Below are 18,708 nucleotides of genomic sequence, written 5' to 3' on the forward strand. Positions count from 1 at the left end.
TACCCTTGCGGGCGGCAATCAGGGTGTCATGTTTTATTATATTGGATGGTCACATCGTGCCGATGCCACCGGACCTGTCATGGCGCGTTGGGGCATGACAGGCCGAGCATGCCTGCCGGTTTATGTGACAGGTAGGGTCCGCATGTCCAATGTAGGGCGTTTTGAGTTCATCCTGCTTCTGATTGTCCTGATCGTGGGACTGGAACTGGCGGCGCGCAAACTGCGCCTGCCGCCTGCCGCCGCCCTTGTGCTGGGGGGTATTGCCATTGCCCTTGTGCCGGGCGTGCCGGTGATCGGCATAGATCCCGATCTGGTGCTGATCGTGTTCCTGCCGCCGCTGCTACTGGCGGGGGCCTATTTCTCCGTCTGGCATGCGTTTCGCGCCCATCTGGGGGGGATCCTTCAACTTGCGGTGGGTGGGGTCGCGTTCACCACCTTTGTCGTGGGGGTGGTTGCGCACTGGCTCATTGGTGACCTGCCATGGGCGGGATGCCTGGTGCTGGGTGCGATCGTGGCCCCGCCCGATGCGGTGGCGGCCAAGGCCGTGCTTAAGCATGTGCACCTGCCCGAGCGGATCACGACGCTGCTGGAAGGCGAAAGCCTGCTTGATGATGCGGCAAGCCTTGTCATCTACCGCTTTGCAAGCCTCGCGGTGCTGACCGGGGAATTCAGTCCCGTCCAGGCGGGCATGACGTTCGGCCTGCTGGCGCTGGGCGGGCTTGTTGTGGGGGGCGGGCTGGGATGGCTGTGGATCAGGCTGCTGGAGCGCGTGCGGGATCGTATACTCAGCATTACCATGACCTTGCTGCTGCCATGGGTTGCCTATATCGGCGGCGAGATGGTGGGGGCATCGGGCGTCATCACCACCGTTGTGGCGGGTTTGGTGCTGGGGTGGCGGCAACATGATGTTTTCAGCGCCGATGAACGCCTGCGTTGGGCCGCGGTATGGGAAGTGCTGGTATTCGTGCTGGAATCCCTGGTGTTTGTGCTGATCGGTCTTTCACTGCACGCGATCGTGCTGCGCCACATGGGCACGGCCTGGGTGGCGCAGGATGTGTTCCGTCCCGTGGCGGGCATTGTCACCGCCGTTCTGGTCTCACGCTTTGTGTGGATGTTCTTGACCGAGGGGCTGCGCGTGGCCTGGCTGCCACCGCAGGCCCGGCCCGGTCTGCGGGGTTTTTTCACGTTTGGTGTCATAATGGGGTGGTGCGGCATGCGGGGCGTGGTCAGCCTGGCCATCGTGCTGGCCCTGCCTGCTGCCATGCCGGAGCGCGACGTGATGCAGATCACGACCTTCGTGGTCATTCTTGTGACCGTGCTGGGACAGGGCACCACCATCGGCTGGCTCATCCGCGCGGTGGGTGGAGAGAGCGGGCGTGGGCAGCAGTACCATCATCTGTCCGTCTCGCAGGCCCGTGCCCTTGTTGCGCATGCACAGGAACAGGCCATGCGCCAGCAGGCTTATGATGCCCAGGGACAACTGGTGCATGGCCGCCTGCTGGAACAGTATGCCTATCGTGCGGAACTGGCCGAACGGTTCAGCCACCAACAGCAGGCGCTTCAGGGCAGGCAGGATGCCCATTACCATGCATTGCTGCTCACCATACAGGCCGGGCGGGCCGAACTGCTACGCCTGCACCGTGGTGGTGAAATCCATGATGCCGTGCTGCACCAGCTTGAACATGAACTGGACCTGCAACAGATGACGGCTGAAGGTGGCCTGATCTGACGCGCGTGATCGGAACTGTCTCACCAGCCGGCCTGCAATGCCTACATCACGGCTGCTGCCATGAGCTGTGCCAGCCAGTCGGCAAAGACCTGAAGGCGGCGCGAGAGGTGCCTGCGGTGCGGGTAGAGCAGCGCCATGGGCAGCGGTTCAGCCCGCCAGCACGGCATGACCTCCACCAGTTCGCCAGCCCGGATATGGTGGCGGACATCATAGGCGGGCACCTGTATCAGCCCAAGGCCGGCAAGACAGCAGGCCACCAGGGTTTCGGCACTGTTTACGCTGACCCGCCACGACAGGTCGCGCGTGTGCCGTCTGCCATCTTCCATCCATTCCCATTCTTCCACCCTGCCGGTAGTGGGGGAGGCATAGCCCACGGCCTCATGGCCCGCCAGGTCGGCAGGGTGGCATGGCGTGCCCCGACGGGCAAGATAGGCAGGGCTTGCCACGTTGATGAGGGCAAGCTCTCCCATTGTGCGGGCGACAAGGCCGGAGTCTTCAAGCGGGCCGACACGCAGCACGCAGTCAATGCCGTCTTCCACCAGGTTGACCGCTCTGTCGGTCGCGCCCAGTTCAATATTGATTTCCGGATGGCGCTGTATAAAGGCAGGCAGGGCAGGAGCGACCAGCAAGCGTGCAATCCGACCGGGCATGTTCACGCGCAACAGGCCGCGTGGGCCAGCGCGGTCGGGGCGGAACAGCGCCTCGGCTTCCTCCACATCGGCAATCAGGCGCAGGCAGTGCGTGTAGAAGACCGTGCCATCAGGCGTGGGGGCGACGGAACGCGTGGTACGGGCCAGCAGGCGCGTGCCCAGCCGGTTCTCCAGTTCCTGTATGGCGGCGGAAACGGAGGAGCGCGGCATCCCGAGCGTATCTGCCGCACGGGTAAAGCTGGCGCTTTCCACCACGCGGGCGAAGATGCGGAACAGGTCGATGCGGTCCATGGTACTTTCCATGCGGTACGGGTTTGTTCGAAATTCCTGACATATGTTGTCAGTAAATAACACTTTATGCCTGTATTATGCCTGATAACCTGGCGCCATGAAAAGCGTTGCATGCGCTTGCACACAAGGGATGGAGGCAATCCATGGCAGACCATGGCATAAAGGGTAAGACGGTTCTGATCGCAGGCGGCGCCAAGAACCTTGGTGGCCTGATCGCGCGTGATCTTGCAGCGCATGGCGCAAAGGCCATCGCCATCCATTACAACAGCGAGGCAACACGGCCTGATGCGGACAAGACGCTGGCCGACCTGAAGGCTGCCGGTGTCAATGCCGTTGCGCTTCAGGCCGACCTTACGCGCGATGGCGCGATGGCGCAGTTGTTTGCCGATGTGGTGGCCCGGATCGGCCGCCCCGATATTGCAATCAATACGGTAGGCAAAGTGCTCAAGAAGCCCATCGCCGAGACGAGCGAGGCGGAATATGATTCCATGTTCGCCATCAATACCCGTGTTGCGTATTTCTTTATCAAGGAAGCAGGCAAGCACCTTAATGATAACGGCAAGCTGGTCACCATCGTGACCTCGCTGCTCGGTGCCTATACGCCGTTCTATTCCACCTATGCCGGCTCAAAGGCGGCGGTGGAGCATTTTACGCGCGCGGCCTCGAAGGAGTTTGGCGCACGCGGCATATCGGTCAACGCCATTGGCCCCGGCCCGATGGATACGCCGTTCTTCTACGGTCAGGAGCAGCCCGATGCCGTGGCCTATCACAAATCAGCCGCAGCACTTTCCGCTTTCAGCAAGACGGGACTGACGGATATAGCCGATATCGCGCCCTATGTCCGCTTCGTGGTGTCGGAAGGGTGGTGGATGACGGGGCAGACCATTCTGGTCAATGGCGGCTACACTACCAAGTAAGCAGCGCAGACAGGCGGCGCGCCACTTTACCGGTAGCCTGCCGCCTGCAGGGCAAACAGTTCCGCATAGCGCCCGCCATGGGCCAGAAGCTGGGCGTGGGTGCCCTGTTCGAGTACCCTGCCGTGCTCTAGCACCACGATCCGTTCCGCAGTCCGCACGGTGGAGAAGCGGTGCGAGATCACCAGCGCTGCCTTGCCGTGGCGCAGCGCGCGCAGGCGTTCGAACACATCCGCTTCCGCCCTGGCGTCAAGAGCGGATGTCGGCTCATCGAGTATCAGCAGGTCGGCATCGCGCATGTAGGCGCGCGATATGGCAATCTTCTGCCACTCTCCCCCTGAAAGTTCACGCCCGCGCGCAAGCTGCTTGCCCAGTGGCTGGTCATAGCCATGGGGGAGCCTGCCCACCACCTCATCCGCCAGCCCTTCGCGTGCCGCTGCCCGGATGCGCGCGGTGTCTGACAGGGCGTCGATCCGACCTATGGCAATATTTTCCGCGGCTGTCAGGCTGTAGCGGACAAAATCCTGAAAGATCACGCCAATATGGGCGCGCAGGTCTGCAAGGTCCATGTCGCGCAGGGATACGCCATCAACCGTGATCCGTCCTTCATCGGGTTCGTACAGCCGGGTCAGCAGCTTGACGATGGTCGTTTTGCCCGCCCCGTTTTCCCCCACCAGCGCCACCGTCTCGCCAGCGCCGATGTTCAGGTCAAGATTGCGTATCGCCCAGCGGTCTGTGCCGGGGTAACGGAAGCCCACGTTTTCAAAACGGATGCTGTGGCGGATGGGGGAGGGGAAGGGCCGCGTGGCGGCGGAGGCCGGGACAATGACCGGGCGCAGGTCAAGGAAAGCAAAGAAATCATCAAGGTACTGCGCCTGACTGGCAGTCTGGGTCACACCTAGCAACAGGCTGGACAGGATGGTGTGCAGGCGCACGAACGAGCCTGACAGGAAGGTCAGGTCACCAACCGAAAACCGCCCCTGCACCGTATCCCATACAATGACGATATAGATCGTGTAATAGGCCACCGACCCGATCATGCCAAACAGCCCGCTCCACACAAAGCGGCGCAGCGCCAGCCTGCGGTTCTGTGCCATAAGCGTTGTGGCCGCCGCACGGAACCGCCCGACCAGGAAATCGCCCAGCCCGAACAGCTTGAGTTCCTTGGCGTGTTCCGCACTGGAACCGATGTGGCGCAGGTAGTCCATCTCCCGGCGCTCGGCTGTCTTGGCGCGTTGCAGGCGGTAGCCTTCAGCATTGAAATGGGCTTCACCCGCTGTGGCGGGCAGCAGGGCCAGTAGCAGTACTACCACCATCCAAGGTGCGAATGCCATGACACCCGCAGCCAGTGTGATGGCGGTCAGGGCGACCTTGGCGATGTTGAACAGTTGCACCAGCAGGTTGTTGCGACCCGAAGCCTGGCGGCGCGCGCGCTCAAGCAGGTCCTGCAGTTCGCTCGATTCAAACTGTTGCAGGTCCAGTGTCGCGGCATGTTCCATCAGGGACAGGCTTACGTCATTTACGTAGCGCTCGTTCAGCAGGCCATCGACCAGTACCGTGGCGCGCGCCGTCAGGTCGGACAGGATGATGAGTGCGAACTCCAGCGCAACCCAGCCTTCCAGCCGCATCGCAGGTCCATGCAGCCCCCATGCCAGCAGGGTTGTGGGGGGCATGTGCAGGCTGCTCAGGTGAATGACCTCATCCACAATCAGCTTGCCCACATAAAGCGCAAGCGAAGGCTGGACCGCCTGCACCAGCCGCAGGGCCATGCTACCTACGGTCAGCGTCGGGCTGCACCGCCATATCTGGCGGAACATGCGCGGCACATGCGCATAGACCCCGAAACGTCGGGCAAGGCGCGTGCGCCATGGCGGCCGGGCAGGGGGCGGGCTGGCCTGTGTCACGTAGTCTCCACTGTGGTCTGCATTGCGTGCCGTGGGGTGTCAGGGATGGATCAGCCCCATACAGGTTGCCTTTACCGCCGCCTGCACGCGGTTGTGGCAGCCCAGCTTGTGCAGGACGTTCTTGGGGTGGAATTTTATGGTGTTGTCGCTGATGGCAAGGATATCACCGATTTCCGTCGTATCCCGGCCCTGTGCCGCCCATGACAGGCATTCCCGTTCCCGTGGGCTTAGTACTGTCCCGGCCACCTGTGACCGGTCCAGCCCAAGCTGGCAGTAACGGTAATGGAACTGGCTGGCGGCAAGCTGGATGGCCATCTGCTGGCGGGTGTCGATCTGCTGTTCGGTCGATGCGATGCTGACCAGCATCACTGTTCCGGTCGTGACCTGGAGGGGCACGGCGTGGCCGCTCCTGAACCCATTTCCCCAAATTCGTGCAGCAGGGTCTGCTGTTGTGGGGTCGTGATCCGGGCATCCTTCCAGTCATAGGGGTGCAGGCACAGGCCATGGCGCACGGGGTCGATGACCGGGTCTATGTGATGGTAATGTTGTGTCACGTAATGGGTCATCTACGCATCGGGGTACGTGGTGCCGATCAGGTGGCGTTGTACAAGGTCCGTCCTGTGGATCGTGCCTATGCTGTAGGCATGGGGCCCAAGGCGGGCGATCAGCGCGCCAAACGCGCCCACAAGGCCGTGTTGGTCCGGGGCTGTGCGTATGTCTGCCGCCAGGTCAAAGATATCGGTGTAAAGTCGCGCTATCATGGCTGGTGCATTCCGGCAGGGAAAGGGGCGTGCGGAGCGGACATCTGCTTTCCGTATGGGAAGATGGGAGCCGTGGCATGGGGAAGGCGGGCGGTCTGCTGGCCTACTGATCCGTATCTTCGCCACAGGGATGCGCCTGTCGGGCTGCTGTGGGCAGCGGCAGGCCCAGGTGGTGCGTGCCCCTGCGGTCGGCCAGCTGAATCTGGCGCTCGCGTTCGGCATAGCGCCTGCGCTGGGCCTCGGTCCGCGCGCCCTTGCAATGGGGGCAGCTTATGCCTTCCTCGTATTCGGGGGTTGCGCGGTCAGCCGCGCTAAGCGGCGTGCGGCAGGCGTGGCATATGTCCAACGTGCCCGGCTTCAGCCCGTGGCCTACGCTTACGCGCTGGTCAAATACAAAGCATTCGCCATCCCACAGGCTTTCGGGTTCGGGCACGGTTTCCAGATATTTCAGGATGCCGCCTTGCAGGTGGAACACATCTTCCACCCCTTCGGCGCGAACGAAGGCGGTGGCCTTCTCGCACCTGATGCCGCCGGTGCAGAACATCGCGATTTTCGGCCTGCGACCCCTTGCTTCCAGTGCGGCGCGCTGGTCACGGAACCATTGCGGGAATTCACGGAAGCTGCGTGTGCCGGGATCAATGGCGCCCCGGAAGGTGCCGATCGCCACCTCATAATCATTGCGGGTATCGATTACGATGGTATCGGGGTCGGAAATCAGGGTGTTCCATTGTGCCGGGGGCACGTAGTGGCCCACGTCACGGCGCGGGTCCAGTCCCGGCACGCCCATGGTCACGATCTCGCGCTTGATGCGGACCTTCATGCGGTGGAAAGGCAGGGCAGGCGCGCGGGAGAACTTGACCTCCAGGTCCGCGCAGCCGGGCAGCGCACGGATGATGTCCAGTATCTGCCCGATCGCCTCGTCCGTGCCGGCAATGGTGCCATTTATGCCTTCATGCGCCACAAGCAGGATGCCGCGTATGCCAAGTTTGTGGCAGGCTTCAAGCAATTGGGCACGCAGGGCCGCGCAGTCCGCAAATGGCGTGAAATGATAGAGAGCCGCGACACGGATGGGCAGCGCGCCGCCGGGGGGGGGAGAAGGGAGATCTGTCACAATGGCAACCATGCAAATAATTCAGGACCGCACGCCACACCCGGCGGCGCGCCCGGTGTGGGGGGTGGATGGGGCAGGCCCGCCGGGCAGGGCAGGCATCAGGGTAACCATAATGGCATCCGGGGCGAATTGCACGCGGCCCGGCATCGCTGCCGCGCAGGGTAATGCATTTGTTGGCGGGACGTGTTTATATCCGCCCGGTATCCACCCCGGCAGCAGGGAGCACAACCGGTGACCGTCACACTTTACCATAACCCCGCCTGCGGTACGTCACGCAACGTGCTGGCCATGATCCTTGCTGCCGGAATCGAGCCGGTGGTGGTGAATTATCTCAAGACCCCGCCTACCCGCGCCGAACTTGACGTGCTGGCGGCGCGGCTGGTGGTGCCGGTGCGCGACCTGCTGCGCGTGCGGGGCACGCCCTATGCGGAACTGGGGCTGGATGACCCGACGCTGACTGACGGGCAGCTCCTTGATGCCATTGCCGTCCACCCCATCCTGCTCAACCGCCCTGTGGTCATGACCGATCAGGCGGCGCGTCCCTGTCGCCCCAAAGAAACCCTTTACGAAATCCTGCCCCAGGTTCGTATCGTCACGCCGTAAACATGCCCGTGCAGGACAGGACCGTCATCATTATCGCTAACCCCACAGCTGGGGGTGGTGGCGGGGGAAGCGGTGAAAATGGCTGCGTGGCACGCTTTGCGCGCTGCTTGCGCCATGAAGGCATGCGGCCGGTCGTGCTGCATACGGCACACCGGGGCCATGCACGCGTGCTGGCGCGTGAGGCCGTGCAGGCAGGGGCATGCACCCATATCGTGGCGGCAGGCGGTGATGGCACGGTGGCCGAAGTGGCTGATGGCATGGCGGGTTCGGACATCGTGCTGGGGATCCTGCCCGTCGGCACAGCCAACGTGCTTGCCAGTGAGCTTGGCATCCCGCCCGACCCGGCCCGGAATGCCCGCGCCATTGCGGCGGGAGAGGATACGGTCATCTGGCCCGGCCGGCTGCGTTCCAGCACGGGAGAGTGGCTTTTTGTGCAGATGGTGGGGGTGGGGTTTGATGCGCATGTGGTCCATGCGGTGTCGGTCCGGATGAAAAAAGCGCTCGGGCGCATGGCCTACGTGCTGCATACCCTGCGCGCATTATGGGCCTATCCGTTCCATTCCATGACCGTGGTGGTGGATGGGGTGGCCCGCCCGGCGGTCTCGGTCATCATATCCAAGGGGCGGTTTTACGGTGGCCGATATGTGCTGACACCTCGCTCCATGCATGAACATGCCGGTTTTTCGGTCGTACTTTTTGGCACGGCGGGGGCGTGGGCCAGCCTGCGCTACAGCATGGCCCTGCTGTGCGGCATGCTGGACAGGCAGCCGGATGTCACGATCCTGAACGCCCGTACAATCGAGGTCATCACGCCCACCGGCCTGCCCGTGCAGGGGGATGGTGATGCATGCGGCTTGACCCCCCTGCATGTGGACCTGCCCGGCCGCCCGCTGCGCGTGGCAGGTTTCGTGGCCGTTACACCGGGAAAAGCCTCCCCGTCATAGCGTTTGCGTGATACATGCTTGCCCGACATGACAACGCAGATGATGATCGAACTGATCGCCGTCCTGACGGCGGTAAGGGATGAGGTGCCTCAGGTCATGACCATCGGGCATGGCAGGTTGCTGCCTTCCGGCCCGCTGGAGAACACCCACCGCTCCCTACAGGCCGGCGTGCGTGCCTGGGTCGAGCGCCAGACCGGCCACCCCATTGGCCATGTCGAGCAGTTGTACACTTTTGCCGACCATGACCGTATCCTGTCCAGCGCGCAGGAGCGGATGATCGCCATCTCCTACCTTGCCCTGACCCGCAGCCATGCGGGCGAGACCGGGTGGCGGGACTGGTACGACTATTTCCCCTGGGAAGACGGAAAGACGGAGGAAGGCCGCGCCAGTCTGGCCCAGATCGAGCGCCGCCTGTGCAGTTGGGTTGCGGCCATGGCGGATGCGGCTACCCGCGTGCGGCAGTGGCAGCGCTGCGTTACCCTGTTTGCCATAGGGGACATGGGGGTGTGGAATGACGAACTGGTCCTCCAGCGCTATGAACTGTTGTATGAGGCCGGACTGGTGACCGAAGCCGGCTGCCCGCCCGAACACGCCGTGCCGGGGCAGGCGATGGACCATGACCACAGGCGCATCCTGGCAACCGCCATGGCCCGGCTGCGCGCAAAGATACGTTACCGGCCGGTGGTGTTTGAACTCATGCCCGCATCTTTCACCCTGCTGCAACTGCAGCGCGTGATGGAAAGCCTGTCGGGCATGCATATACACAAACAGAATTTCCGCCGCCTGATCATGCAGCAGCAACTGGTTGAGGAAACAGGGGAAATTGATGAACAGACCGGTGGCCGCCCTGCGCGGCTCTACCGTTTCTCTGGCGAGGTGCGGCAGGCGCGGCAACTGGCAGGTACCAATATTCCCCTGGTCCAGCCCTAGGGCAGCATCTGTCCGCATCGGTTGAAAACCGGATTGACACCAGCCCCGTTTCCCCGTGCAATTATTCGACCGGTTCACGCCACTTGGCTTATGCTCAATATGAGCATAAAGGACGTGGCAGGACCGGCGAAGGGAGAGCAGGCATGAACCAGATTACGCCACATGGCGAAACGGACGCACTGTATGAACGGGTGCGCCATCTGGTCCCGGAAATGGAATGGGAAACCTTCCTGACCGATATCCGGGCGATAGAGACCCTCAAGCGCGAGCGCAACGCCGTGATCCTTGCGCATAATTACCAGACACCGGAAATCTTCCACTGTGTGGCCGACATCCGGGGCGACAGCCTGGCCCTTGCGCGAGAGGCACAGGAGACGGATGCGGACGTGATCGTCATGGCCGGGGTGCATTTCATGGCGGAGACCGCCAAGATGCTCAACCCGCACAGTACTGTCCTGATCCCGGACATGAAGGCTGGCTGCTCGTTGGCGGATTCCATAACGGGAGCTGACGTGCGCGCCCTGCGTGCCCGCCACCCCGGCGTGCCGGTGGTCACCTATGTCAATACCTCTGCTGAAGTGAAGGCGGAGAGCGACATCTGCTGCACCTCGGGCAATGCGAAACGGGTGGTGGAAAGCCTTGGCACCGACAGTGTCATCATGATCCCCGATGAATACCTGGCCCGCAATATCGAGGCCGAGACAGGTATCAGAATGATCACATGGCCTGGTCACTGCGAGGTGCACGAACGCTTTACACCAGAGGAAATCGGCCGCATGCGCGCCGACAATCCCGGCCTTGTGGTGCTGGCTCACCCGGAATGCCCGCCCGAAGTGGTGGCGGCATCGGATTTCAGCGGCTCTACCGCCATGATGGGTGATTTCGTGCGCGGGCATACCGATGAGCGCATCCTGCTGGTGACCGAATGTTCCATGAGCGACAACCTGGCCGTGCAGTATCCGCAGACCGAATTCGTGCGCCCATGCAACATGTGCCCGCACATGAAGCGTATCACCCTGTCCAATATCCGCCACGCGCTGGAAACCATGACGTATGAGGTCATGCTGGACCCCGAACTGGCCAGTCGTGGCCGCCGGGCTGTCGAGCGCATGCTGGCGATATGATCATGCACCCCGCGCTACCTGCCGGGCAGCCGGTTATTGTGGGGGCGGGGCTGGCGGGAGTCATGGCGGCGCTGTCCACCACCCGGCCTTGCGTGCTGGCCTGTGCCGGCACGCTGGAGGCCATGCGTTCGCCCACCGCCGCCAGTATGCTGGCACAGGGCGGTATGGCCGCGGCGATGGGCGCGGATGATACCCCGGCCCTGCACGCGGCCGATACGCTGGCGGCGGGGGCAGGGCTGTGTGATCCGCAGGTCGTTGCTGCCATTACGGCCAATGGCCCCGCTGTGATCGCGCGTCTGACAGGGCTTGGCGTAGCATGGGACCGGCATGCCGATGGCAGCCTGCAACTGGGTCTGGAAGCCGCCCATGGCCGCCGTCGCATTGTCCATGCGGGGGAAGATGCCACGGGCGCCACCATCATGCGCGCGCTTGCCGCCCGCGTACGCCGCACCGCGCGCATAACGGTGGTGGAACACGTCTGTGCGCGCGACCTTGTGCTGCGTGATGGCGCGGTTGCGGGTATGGTGCTGGACGTTGCGGGGCAGGCTGTGACACTACCCACCACCGCCGTGGTCCTGGCCACGGGGGGCGTGGGTGGCCTGTTTGCCGATACCACCAACCCATGGGCTGCAACCGGCAGCGGACTTGCCATGGCGGTGCGGGCCGGGGCCGTGCTGGGCAATATGGAGTTCGTGCAGTTTCATCCCACTGCCCTTTCGGCAGGCCAGCGGGGCCAGCGCCTGTGCCTGGTCAGCGAGGCGGTGCGCGGCGAAGGCGCGGTGCTGGTGGATGAAACCGGCGCACGCTTTACCGAAGAACTGGCCACACGCGATAGCGTATCGCGCGCGGTCTGGCGGCACATGCTGGCGGGGCACAGGGTGTATCTGGATGCACGCGCCAGCGTGGGGGCGGATTTTCCCTGCCATTTCCCCGCCATATCCGCCCTGTGCGCGGCTCATGGCATAGACCCCGTAACGCAGCCGATTCCCGTGCGCCCGGCCGCGCATTACCATATGGGTGGTATTATGGTGGACCGCGATGGCCAGACCGGGGTGCCCGGCCTGTGGGCAGTGGGGGAGGTCGCCTGCACCGGCCTGCATGGGGCCAACAGGCTGGCCAGCAATTCTCTGCTTGAAGCCGTGGTGTGCGGCACGGGGATCGGCCATGAACTCGATGGCCTGACCATGGAACGGCACGGTACCGTGCATGAAAGTGCCGTGCAACAGCCAGACCCGTTGCCCCCGCTTTCACTGCGGCAGGTCATGAGCCACCATGCTGGTGTCATCCGCACGGACGAGGGGCTGCGTGCGGGCCTGCGGCAGTTGGCGGGCAGCCTGCATACGGATGCCGGGCTTGTCTGCGCCGCGATCGTGCAGGCGGCCCTATTGCGGTGCGAAAGCCGTGGGGGGCATTTCCGCAGTGACTTTCCCGCGACTGGCATTGTTGGCACGCCTTCCCGTCTGGGCCTGGCCGACCTGCATGCAGGCGTTGCCAGTGTCATGGAGGGAAGTGCGTTATCCGCCCTGTCCGTATCTTCACCGATGAATGAAAGTATGCCCACATGATCCATCCCCTGCCGGACATCATGCTTGAACCGCTTGTGCGCGCTGGCCTGCTGGAGGATCTGGGTCGTGCGGGCGACCTTACGACCGATGCGGTGATCGTGGATCGTGACACACCCGTCCGTGCCGTATTCGCAGCACGGCAGGATGGGGTCATTGCCGGGCTGGACATGGTGCGCCTGTCCTTTGCGCTTATGGATGCACGCATTGAATTCCAGCCCCATGTGCGTGATGGCGATGTGATAACGAAGGGCACCCGTCTTGCCACCGTGCGGGGTCCCGCACGTGGTATCCTGTCAGGCGAGCGGGTGGGACTGAACTTCGTCTCGCACCTGAGCGGCATTGCCACCGCCACAGCACAGCTGGTGGAACTGGTGCGTCCCTACAAGGCCGCCATTACCTGTACCCGCAAGACAATGCCCGGCCTGCGGGCCATCCAGAAATACGCCGTGCGCGCGGGCGGTGGTAGCAACCACCGCTTTGGGCTTGATGATGCGATCCTGATCAAGGACAACCACATCGCTTTTGCCGGAGGCATTACCCCTGCGGTTGAACGCGCGCGGGCGGCGGCTGGCCATCTGGTACGGATCGAGCTGGAGGTGGATACGCTGGCACAACTGCGCGAAGGGCTGGAGACCGGGGGAGTGGATGTCTTCCTGCTTGATAACATGCCGCCCGATACGCTGCGCGAGGCGGTCAGGCTGGTGGATGGTCGCGCGGTAACCGAGGCTTCTGGCGGCATAACCCCACAGACCGTAACAGCAGTGGCACAGACGGGGGTGGACCTGATCTCACTTGGCTGGCTCACCCATACCGTGCGCGTCATGGATATCGGGCTGGATTACGTACCATGACCCTGTAATACAGGCATAACTATTACAGGGAGAACCATTATGGTGCATGTCATTACCAGACATGCGGGCTGCCTTGCTGCCATCCTGTCATGCACACTGGCTGTGGCAGGCGGCGCGCGGGCCCAGCCGGACATGCAGCAGGCGGCCCAGCGCGCCCAGCAGATGCAGCAGCAGTTCCAGCAGCAGCAGATGCAGTTTCGCCAGCAGCAGGAGCAGATGTACATGCAGCGTGACCAGCAGATGCAGCAGATGCACCAGCAGTTCGACCAGCAGCAGATGCAGCTTGACCAGCAGGCCCGCCAGATGGTCAACCAGCCCGGCGGCCGCGAGCAGATCAAGCGTCAGCGCGAGCAGATGCGCCAGCAGCAGGCCCAGCAGATGCAGCAGATGCGCCAGCAGTTTTCCCAGCAGGACGAACAGATGCGCCAACAGCGCATGCAGATGAACCAGCAAGAGCAGATGCAGCAGTTTGGCCAGGGGATGTCCTATCAGCAGAACTGGTAAGACATGACCTGCTCCCATGGCTTCTGGCAGGGGGTTTGCTACCCCGGTATAGCCGTGGCCGCCTCGTGCTCAGGCACCCACGGCGGCAGGGATGCGGGGCAGTTCCACAAGGTTGACCGCCGTGCCTTCGGCCTGCAGGGTACGGGCCATCTCGCGTATGCTGTCATGGTGAGTAAACAGCAGCACCTGCGTGGTGCGGGAAAAATCCGCCAGTACCCGTAACGTGCGCGCGCTACGCACGTCATCAAACTGCACCAGCAGGTCATCGGCCACAAAGGGCAGTGGCTCGGTAGCGCGGCAGTAGGTCTCGACACTTGCCAGCCGGAAGGCAAGGAAAAGCTGGTCACGCGTGCCCGCACTCATCGCGCTGACCGGCACATGGCTGCCATCATGGCGTAGCCCCAGCACGACCGGGGCACCTTTTTGGTCCAGTTCCGTGCGGATGGCGCCAAACCCGCCCAGTGTGGCAAGGGAGAAGAACTGCCCTGCGCGCGTGACCAGCGGGTCCTGCTCTGTCGCGCGCACGCGGTCAATGGCATTGGCGATCAGGTTACGCGCCAGTGTCAGTTCCGCATATTCCTCCACAATCTGGTGAAGGCTGGCAATTGCGGCCTCACGCCGTGCTGCAGCCTCAGGTGCGTCGGTATTGTGTTCGAACGCGCGCAGGGCCGTTTCTTCATCCTGCTCGGCGCGTACGGCGTTATCACGCTGCAGGTCAAGATCCTTCAGCCGGTCATGGATACGCGCGGTCTCGGCCTGAAGTTCGGGCAGGGTGCGGCCATCAATGGCGCGTTCTAGATCAGCCGGGGATTGCCCCCCCGTCAGGCAGGAGAGTGCATGCAGTGCCTGAGCATGTTCCTGCGCTAGCCGGTCACGCAGGGCCAGGCGGGTGGCAAGCTGCCCAAGGGCTTCTGGGCCTGCGGCATGCGTGCGCTCCAGCAACTGCCCGACCGAGGACCGGGCGCGCGACAGGCTGGCTTCATGGGCTTCCATATCCTGCTGCGCCTTGGCCAGCGTGGGCAGCAGGGCCTCACGCTGGTGCCGGCCTTTCCGGGTATCCTGCCACAGCTGGTCCAGTTCCTGTGCCGCTTCCACACCATCGGCAGACAGGGACATGGGTAGATGGGGGCGGATTTCATCAATTACCTGCGTCAGCTTACACTCGGCCTGGTCGGCCTGCACGCAGGCTTCATGCAGTTCGCTCAGGCGCTCCAGCTGCGCGGGGGCTGCGGCCCATTCCGTTGCAAGCGCGCAGGCTACGGGCGGCAGGGCGTTGGCTTCCAGCCCGATTTCGTGCATGGCGGTGGCCCATTGCTGCTTCCATTCCTGTGCCTGTGCCTGCATGGTGTGGGCCTGCTGGTGCAGTTGGGCCTGCACGGGCAGCAGGTCGTCCAGTTCGCGGTGGAGCCGTGTATATTCCTCGTGAGCTGAAGTGTGCTGGCGCATGGCGGCGGTTACCGCTTCCACGCATGGCCCCAGTTCAAGATCAGATGCGACACCAAGGCGTTCGGCCAGTCGCCGCAGGCTTTCATGCAGCGTATCGGGTTTGATGCGTTCTTCAGCCAGCAAGGCCTGTTCAGTGGCGATCTGGCCTGCATCGGATAATAGCTGCGAGCGTGCCAGCACGAAGGCATGCAGGGCTTCGGGCGTACTGGCATGGGGGGCAGGAATGCGGAAGGGTGCGGTAAAGTCCTGCCAGTGCCGGGCCATCCGGGTCTGCATGGCCGCCAGTGTGCGTTCATGCAGGTCGATTGTGTCCGCGCAGTGCGTCATGTCGTGCCGCAGCCCTTCCATGCGTGCCATGCGCTCGGCCTGATCCAGGAGTTGGGCCGACAGGGCATCGACCTGTTCCATCGCGGCTTCCAGTGCGCTGACCTGGGCGTGGCGGGTGGCGGCGGATGGGTCTGCCGGTGGGGTTTCGGGGTTGAGGTAGGTTGCGCGGATCTCGTGCCACAGCGTATCACGGCGGGCTCGGGCCGCGTGCAGCATTCCGGGCGCAAGCGGGCTACCGGTCTGTTCCAGCCGGGCCAACTGGGCGGCCAGTTTCGTGTGCCGTTCATGTTCCGCCGCAAGGGCTGCGCCCAGCCGGTCCTGTTCGGCGCGCAGGCTCGACTGGCGTTCAGCCTCCTGGCGCACACCCTCCATGGGCGGGCAGGGCAGGGCGTGCAACTGCGCTAGCGTATCGACACCCAGCGCGTGCAGTCGGGCCGTAAGGGCTGTCTGCCGGTGGGCAAGGGCCGCCGCGCGCAGTTCCAGCCGCTTCCTCTCCCCCACAAGGCTGGCAAAGGGGGCCGGGTCCACATGCAGGGCCGTATCATGGCCAAGTGTCCGCAGGCTGGCCAGCCGTTGCTGCCTGCGGGCAATGTCCATGTCGGTCTGGCCGGTCTGCTGGGCCAGTGTGGCGTGTCGCCCCTGCCAGTCGGCTTGTGCATCGGCCAGCGTGCGTATGGCATCCAGCGTTTCGCGGCCGGGCCTGGACTGGTTCAGGTCCGCATCCGCTCCCCGGCCCAGTCGCTGGCGCAGGCTGGCCAGGCTTTCATCTATGCTGCGTTGCTTCTGGGCGTATTCTACCCTGTGGGCACGGTGCTGGCGTACGACCTCTCCCAGTGCACGGGTCTGGCTCATGGGTTCGCGCAGGCTGTCCAGTGTGGTCTCGATGAGAGGAACTACGGTCTGCCGAGCCAGTTCGGTAGCGTGAGCCACGGCTTCGGCATGACGGGTACTGGCAGTTGCTTCGGTTGCCAGCGCGGTGGTTATGGTGGCCCCCATGCCGGGGGGCAGCGGGGCGAGATCGGCCTGTGCCGCCAGTGCCTGCGCCAGGCGTGCAATCTCATGCAGTTGTGGCAGAGCTTTTTCCAGCTGTTCGTAATGACTGTGCTGGCGGCGCAGTTCGGTCTGTTCGGTGCTGATGTCGGCCTTGCGCCTGCGGGCCGCATCACGGTCGCGGCAATGACGGGTATAGGCATCATGCTCAAGGGATGCGGCGTTGAGGCTTGTCTGCGCTGTGGTCAGGGCATCGAGTGCAGGGTAGAACGCCCGTCCGGCCGCCCGGCGTTGCGAGTACAGGCTGTCGCGCTTTGCATCGATCTGTTCCAGCCGTATCGTGAGGGCACGTAGGCCCCCGCCGGCTTCCACGATCAGGCGGCCGATATCACCGTTGGCGCTGAGCAGTTCGGCGCCCCCGGTCCGTAATGTCTCGTCATTGAGGCCAAAAAGGGCGGCAAAGCGCGCGCGCGTCATGCCACCAAGCGCGCGGGCCAGCACGCTGTCGGGCACCGGGCTACCATCGGGGGTGGCAAGGGTGTTTTTATTGCCCTTGCGCCGGACGAGGTCGAATTCTTCCCCGTCTTCCAGCAGCACGCGCGCGCCAAGGCGCATCTTGTCCTTGCCAAACACTCCACCGGCTTCCGAGCGGGCGGGAATGCCGAACAGGAAATCCTCTATGGCGGCAAGGCAGGTGCTCTTGCCTGCCTCGTTCGGGCCGTGGATGACATGCAGGCCGCGCCCGTCGCCAAAATCAAGGTTCAGGCTGGCGATCGCGCCATAGCGGGCGATCCTGAGCTCACTGATCCGCATTGTCGGCCCCTTCGGGGTTTTCCACCAGCGAGAGGGCCAGATCACGCGCGCGGGCCGGGACATCGTGCAGGATGCTGGCGCGTATTTCTTCCTTGCGGTCGGGGAGCGGCGGTAGGCGCTCGAGTATGGTGGTGATGATGGTGTCCAGTTCCGCCAGCAGGGCATCGGGGGTTGCGGCGGCGCGGATGTCGGCCGCGATCCGCCCACCGGTGGACGGGTCCAGCATGGCGGGGCGCACGGGGGCGCTGGTTTCAACCTTCAGGCGCTCAAGCCATATCTGGTCCGACACGCTGGCCAGTATGGCCTCGATTTCCAGTTTAAGTTCACGCCTGTCGCGCAGCAGGTCGGCATGCAGTGCCGTGGCCCCCACCAGTTCCAGGCGTAGCGCCACGGGGCGGCCCTGTGCCTGCGCGACCACGTCGCGCATCGTGCTGCGGATGCGGGTGCCCATTTCCTCGTGGGTTATGGTGTTCGTCAGGTCTACCCTCTCGCATGCCCAGCGCACGGCATCGAGCACCTTGGGTTCCACGTCCGCAACCTTGCCGTCACGCACCGTGACCAGCGAGGCCCCTTTTGGCCCGGCCTCCCGCGCGTGGCGCCCCTGCAGGTTGCCCGCATAGACCACATACGGATCCCTATGCAGGATTTCATGCGTATGGATATGGCCCAGCGCCCAGTACTGGTAGCCGTGGTTGATCAGTTGTTCCAGCGTGCATGGTGCGTAGGTCTCGTGTCCTTCGCGCCCCTGACAGGCAGTGTGGAGGATGCCGATGTTGAACAGTCCCGGCACTGGTGGCGGGTACTGGCGGGCAATGTTATCGCGCACATCGCGCCGCGCAAAGCTGTGGCCGTGCACGGCAACGCCCAGATCCTCCATCAGGCAGGTCTCGGCCCCTGTCGTGGCGAACAGGTGGACATTGTCCGTAATATGCAGGTGCCTTGCAAAGCGGTTTTCCGCATCATGGTTGCCCAGGATCATGAAGACGCGGATGCCCGCTGCCTGCAGGCGGGCCATGCCGTTGATGAAGAACAGCCCGCATTGGGTGTCGCGCAGGTCGCCATCAAACACGTCGCCCGCCAGCACCACGAAGCGGCATTTACTTTCAATGGCAAGGCTGACCATGTCATTGAAGGCGCGGCGGGAGGCATCGGCTACAAGGCGGGCGTAATCGCCTGATTTTTCCGTAAGGCCAAGCAGCGGGCTGTCAAGGTGCAGGTCGGCGGCATGAAGGAAGCGGAATTCGTCCATGC

The 18,708-nt window shown here is 63.6% G+C and carries 17 protein-coding genes; 9 read left to right on the forward strand and 8 right to left on the reverse strand.

The window, feature by feature from the left end:
• The first annotated feature begins 142 nt into the window (after nt 1-142).
• Entirely contained in the window at nt 143-1,729 is a 1,587-nt protein-coding gene (locus GLX_RS01290; protein WP_014104247.1) for a cation:proton antiporter, read from the forward strand.
• A 41-nt stretch (nt 1,730-1,770) separates the two neighbouring features.
• Here the strand turns inward: GLX_RS01290 and GLX_RS01295 are convergent, their stop codons facing one another.
• On the reverse strand, nt 1,771-2,670 hold the full coding sequence (locus GLX_RS01295) for a LysR family transcriptional regulator (protein WP_041247527.1): 900 nt from the start codon (nt 2,668-2,670) through the stop codon (nt 1,771-1,773).
• Nucleotides 2,671-2,813: 143 nt separating this feature from the next.
• Here GLX_RS01295 and GLX_RS01300 point away from each other — a divergent pair, with 143 nt between their 5' ends.
• The gene (locus GLX_RS01300) at nt 2,814-3,587 is read left to right on the forward strand and encodes an SDR family oxidoreductase (RefSeq protein WP_014104249.1); all 774 of its coding nucleotides are present in this window, start codon (nt 2,814-2,816) and stop codon (nt 3,585-3,587) included.
• Nucleotides 3,588-3,613: 26 nt separating this feature from the next.
• On the opposite strand, the gene GLX_RS01305 is transcribed toward GLX_RS01300, so the two are convergent.
• From GLX_RS01305 to trhO, 5 genes are all read right to left on the reverse strand, one after another.
• Nucleotides 3,614-5,488, reverse strand: a complete 1,875-nt coding sequence (locus GLX_RS01305) for an ABC transporter ATP-binding protein (protein ID WP_014104250.1) — start codon at nt 5,486-5,488, stop codon at nt 3,614-3,616.
• 39 nt (nt 5,489-5,527) lie between these two features.
• Complete coding sequence (locus GLX_RS17945) at nt 5,528-5,884, reverse strand: response regulator transcription factor (protein ID WP_014104251.1); 357 nt, start codon at nt 5,882-5,884, stop codon at nt 5,528-5,530.
• The gene (locus tag GLX_RS17950; RefSeq protein ID WP_158309209.1) at nt 5,854-6,042 is read right to left on the reverse strand and encodes an autoinducer binding domain-containing protein; all 189 of its coding nucleotides are present in this window, start codon (nt 6,040-6,042) and stop codon (nt 5,854-5,856) included. The genes GLX_RS17945 and GLX_RS17950 overlap by 31 nt, the downstream gene beginning before the upstream one ends.
• A 12-nt stretch (nt 6,043-6,054) precedes the next feature.
• Entirely contained in the window at nt 6,055-6,249 is a 195-nt protein-coding gene (locus tag GLX_RS17955) for a hypothetical protein (RefSeq protein ID WP_014104252.1), read from the reverse strand.
• Nucleotides 6,250-6,352: 103 nt separating this feature from the next.
• On the reverse strand, nt 6,353-7,372 hold the full coding sequence (gene trhO / locus GLX_RS01320) for an oxygen-dependent tRNA uridine(34) hydroxylase TrhO (protein WP_014104253.1): 1,020 nt from the start codon (nt 7,370-7,372) through the stop codon (nt 6,353-6,355).
• 219 nt (nt 7,373-7,591) lie between these two features.
• Here trhO and arsC point away from each other — a divergent pair, with 219 nt between their 5' ends.
• The 7 genes from arsC to GLX_RS16920 all read left to right on the forward strand — a co-directional run bounded on the left by arsC (nt 7,592) and on the right by GLX_RS16920 (nt 13,881).
• Complete coding sequence (arsC, locus tag GLX_RS01325; protein WP_014104254.1) at nt 7,592-7,963, forward strand: arsenate reductase (glutaredoxin); 372 nt, start codon at nt 7,592-7,594, stop codon at nt 7,961-7,963.
• Nucleotides 7,964-7,965: 2 nt separating this feature from the next.
• The gene (locus tag GLX_RS01330; protein ID WP_014104255.1) at nt 7,966-8,907 is read left to right on the forward strand and encodes a diacylglycerol/lipid kinase family protein; all 942 of its coding nucleotides are present in this window, start codon (nt 7,966-7,968) and stop codon (nt 8,905-8,907) included.
• A gap of 39 nt (nt 8,908-8,946) precedes the next feature.
• Nucleotides 8,947-9,837: an NUDIX hydrolase gene (locus GLX_RS01335; protein WP_041247049.1), complete on the forward strand. Its 891-nt coding sequence runs from the start codon at nt 8,947-8,949 to the stop codon at nt 9,835-9,837.
• A 143-nt stretch (nt 9,838-9,980) separates the two neighbouring features.
• Nucleotides 9,981-10,961 (forward strand): quinolinate synthase NadA, encoded by a 981-nt coding sequence (gene nadA / locus GLX_RS01340; protein WP_014104257.1) that lies wholly within the window; start codon nt 9,981-9,983, stop codon nt 10,959-10,961.
• Entirely contained in the window at nt 10,958-12,526 is a 1,569-nt protein-coding gene (locus GLX_RS01345; RefSeq protein ID WP_014104258.1) for an L-aspartate oxidase, read from the forward strand. The genes nadA and GLX_RS01345 overlap by 4 nt, the downstream gene beginning before the upstream one ends.
• Nucleotides 12,523-13,377 carry a carboxylating nicotinate-nucleotide diphosphorylase gene (gene nadC, locus GLX_RS01350; RefSeq protein ID WP_014104259.1) on the forward strand — a complete coding sequence of 285 codons (855 nt, stop codon included), beginning with the start codon at nt 12,523-12,525 and terminating at the stop codon, nt 13,375-13,377. Before GLX_RS01345 ends, nadC begins: the two co-directional genes overlap by 4 nt.
• Before the next feature lie 39 nt (nt 13,378-13,416).
• Nucleotides 13,417-13,881, forward strand: a complete 465-nt coding sequence (locus GLX_RS16920; RefSeq protein ID WP_014104260.1) for a hypothetical protein — start codon at nt 13,417-13,419, stop codon at nt 13,879-13,881.
• Nucleotides 13,882-13,950: 69 nt separating this feature from the next.
• Here GLX_RS16920 and GLX_RS01360 read toward each other — a convergent pair whose 3' ends face one another.
• Complete coding sequence (locus GLX_RS01360; protein ID WP_014104261.1) at nt 13,951-17,457, reverse strand: YhaN family protein; 3,507 nt, start codon at nt 17,455-17,457, stop codon at nt 13,951-13,953.
• Entirely contained in the window at nt 17,444-18,706 is a 1,263-nt protein-coding gene (locus tag GLX_RS01365) for a metallophosphoesterase family protein (protein ID WP_081477914.1), read from the reverse strand. The genes GLX_RS01360 and GLX_RS01365 overlap by 14 nt, the downstream gene beginning before the upstream one ends.
• Nucleotides 18,707-18,708 lie beyond the last annotated feature (2 nt).

The sequence above is a fragment of the Komagataeibacter medellinensis NBRC 3288 genome (assembly GCF_000182745.2).
Taxonomy (GTDB): domain Bacteria; phylum Pseudomonadota; class Alphaproteobacteria; order Acetobacterales; family Acetobacteraceae; genus Komagataeibacter; species Komagataeibacter medellinensis.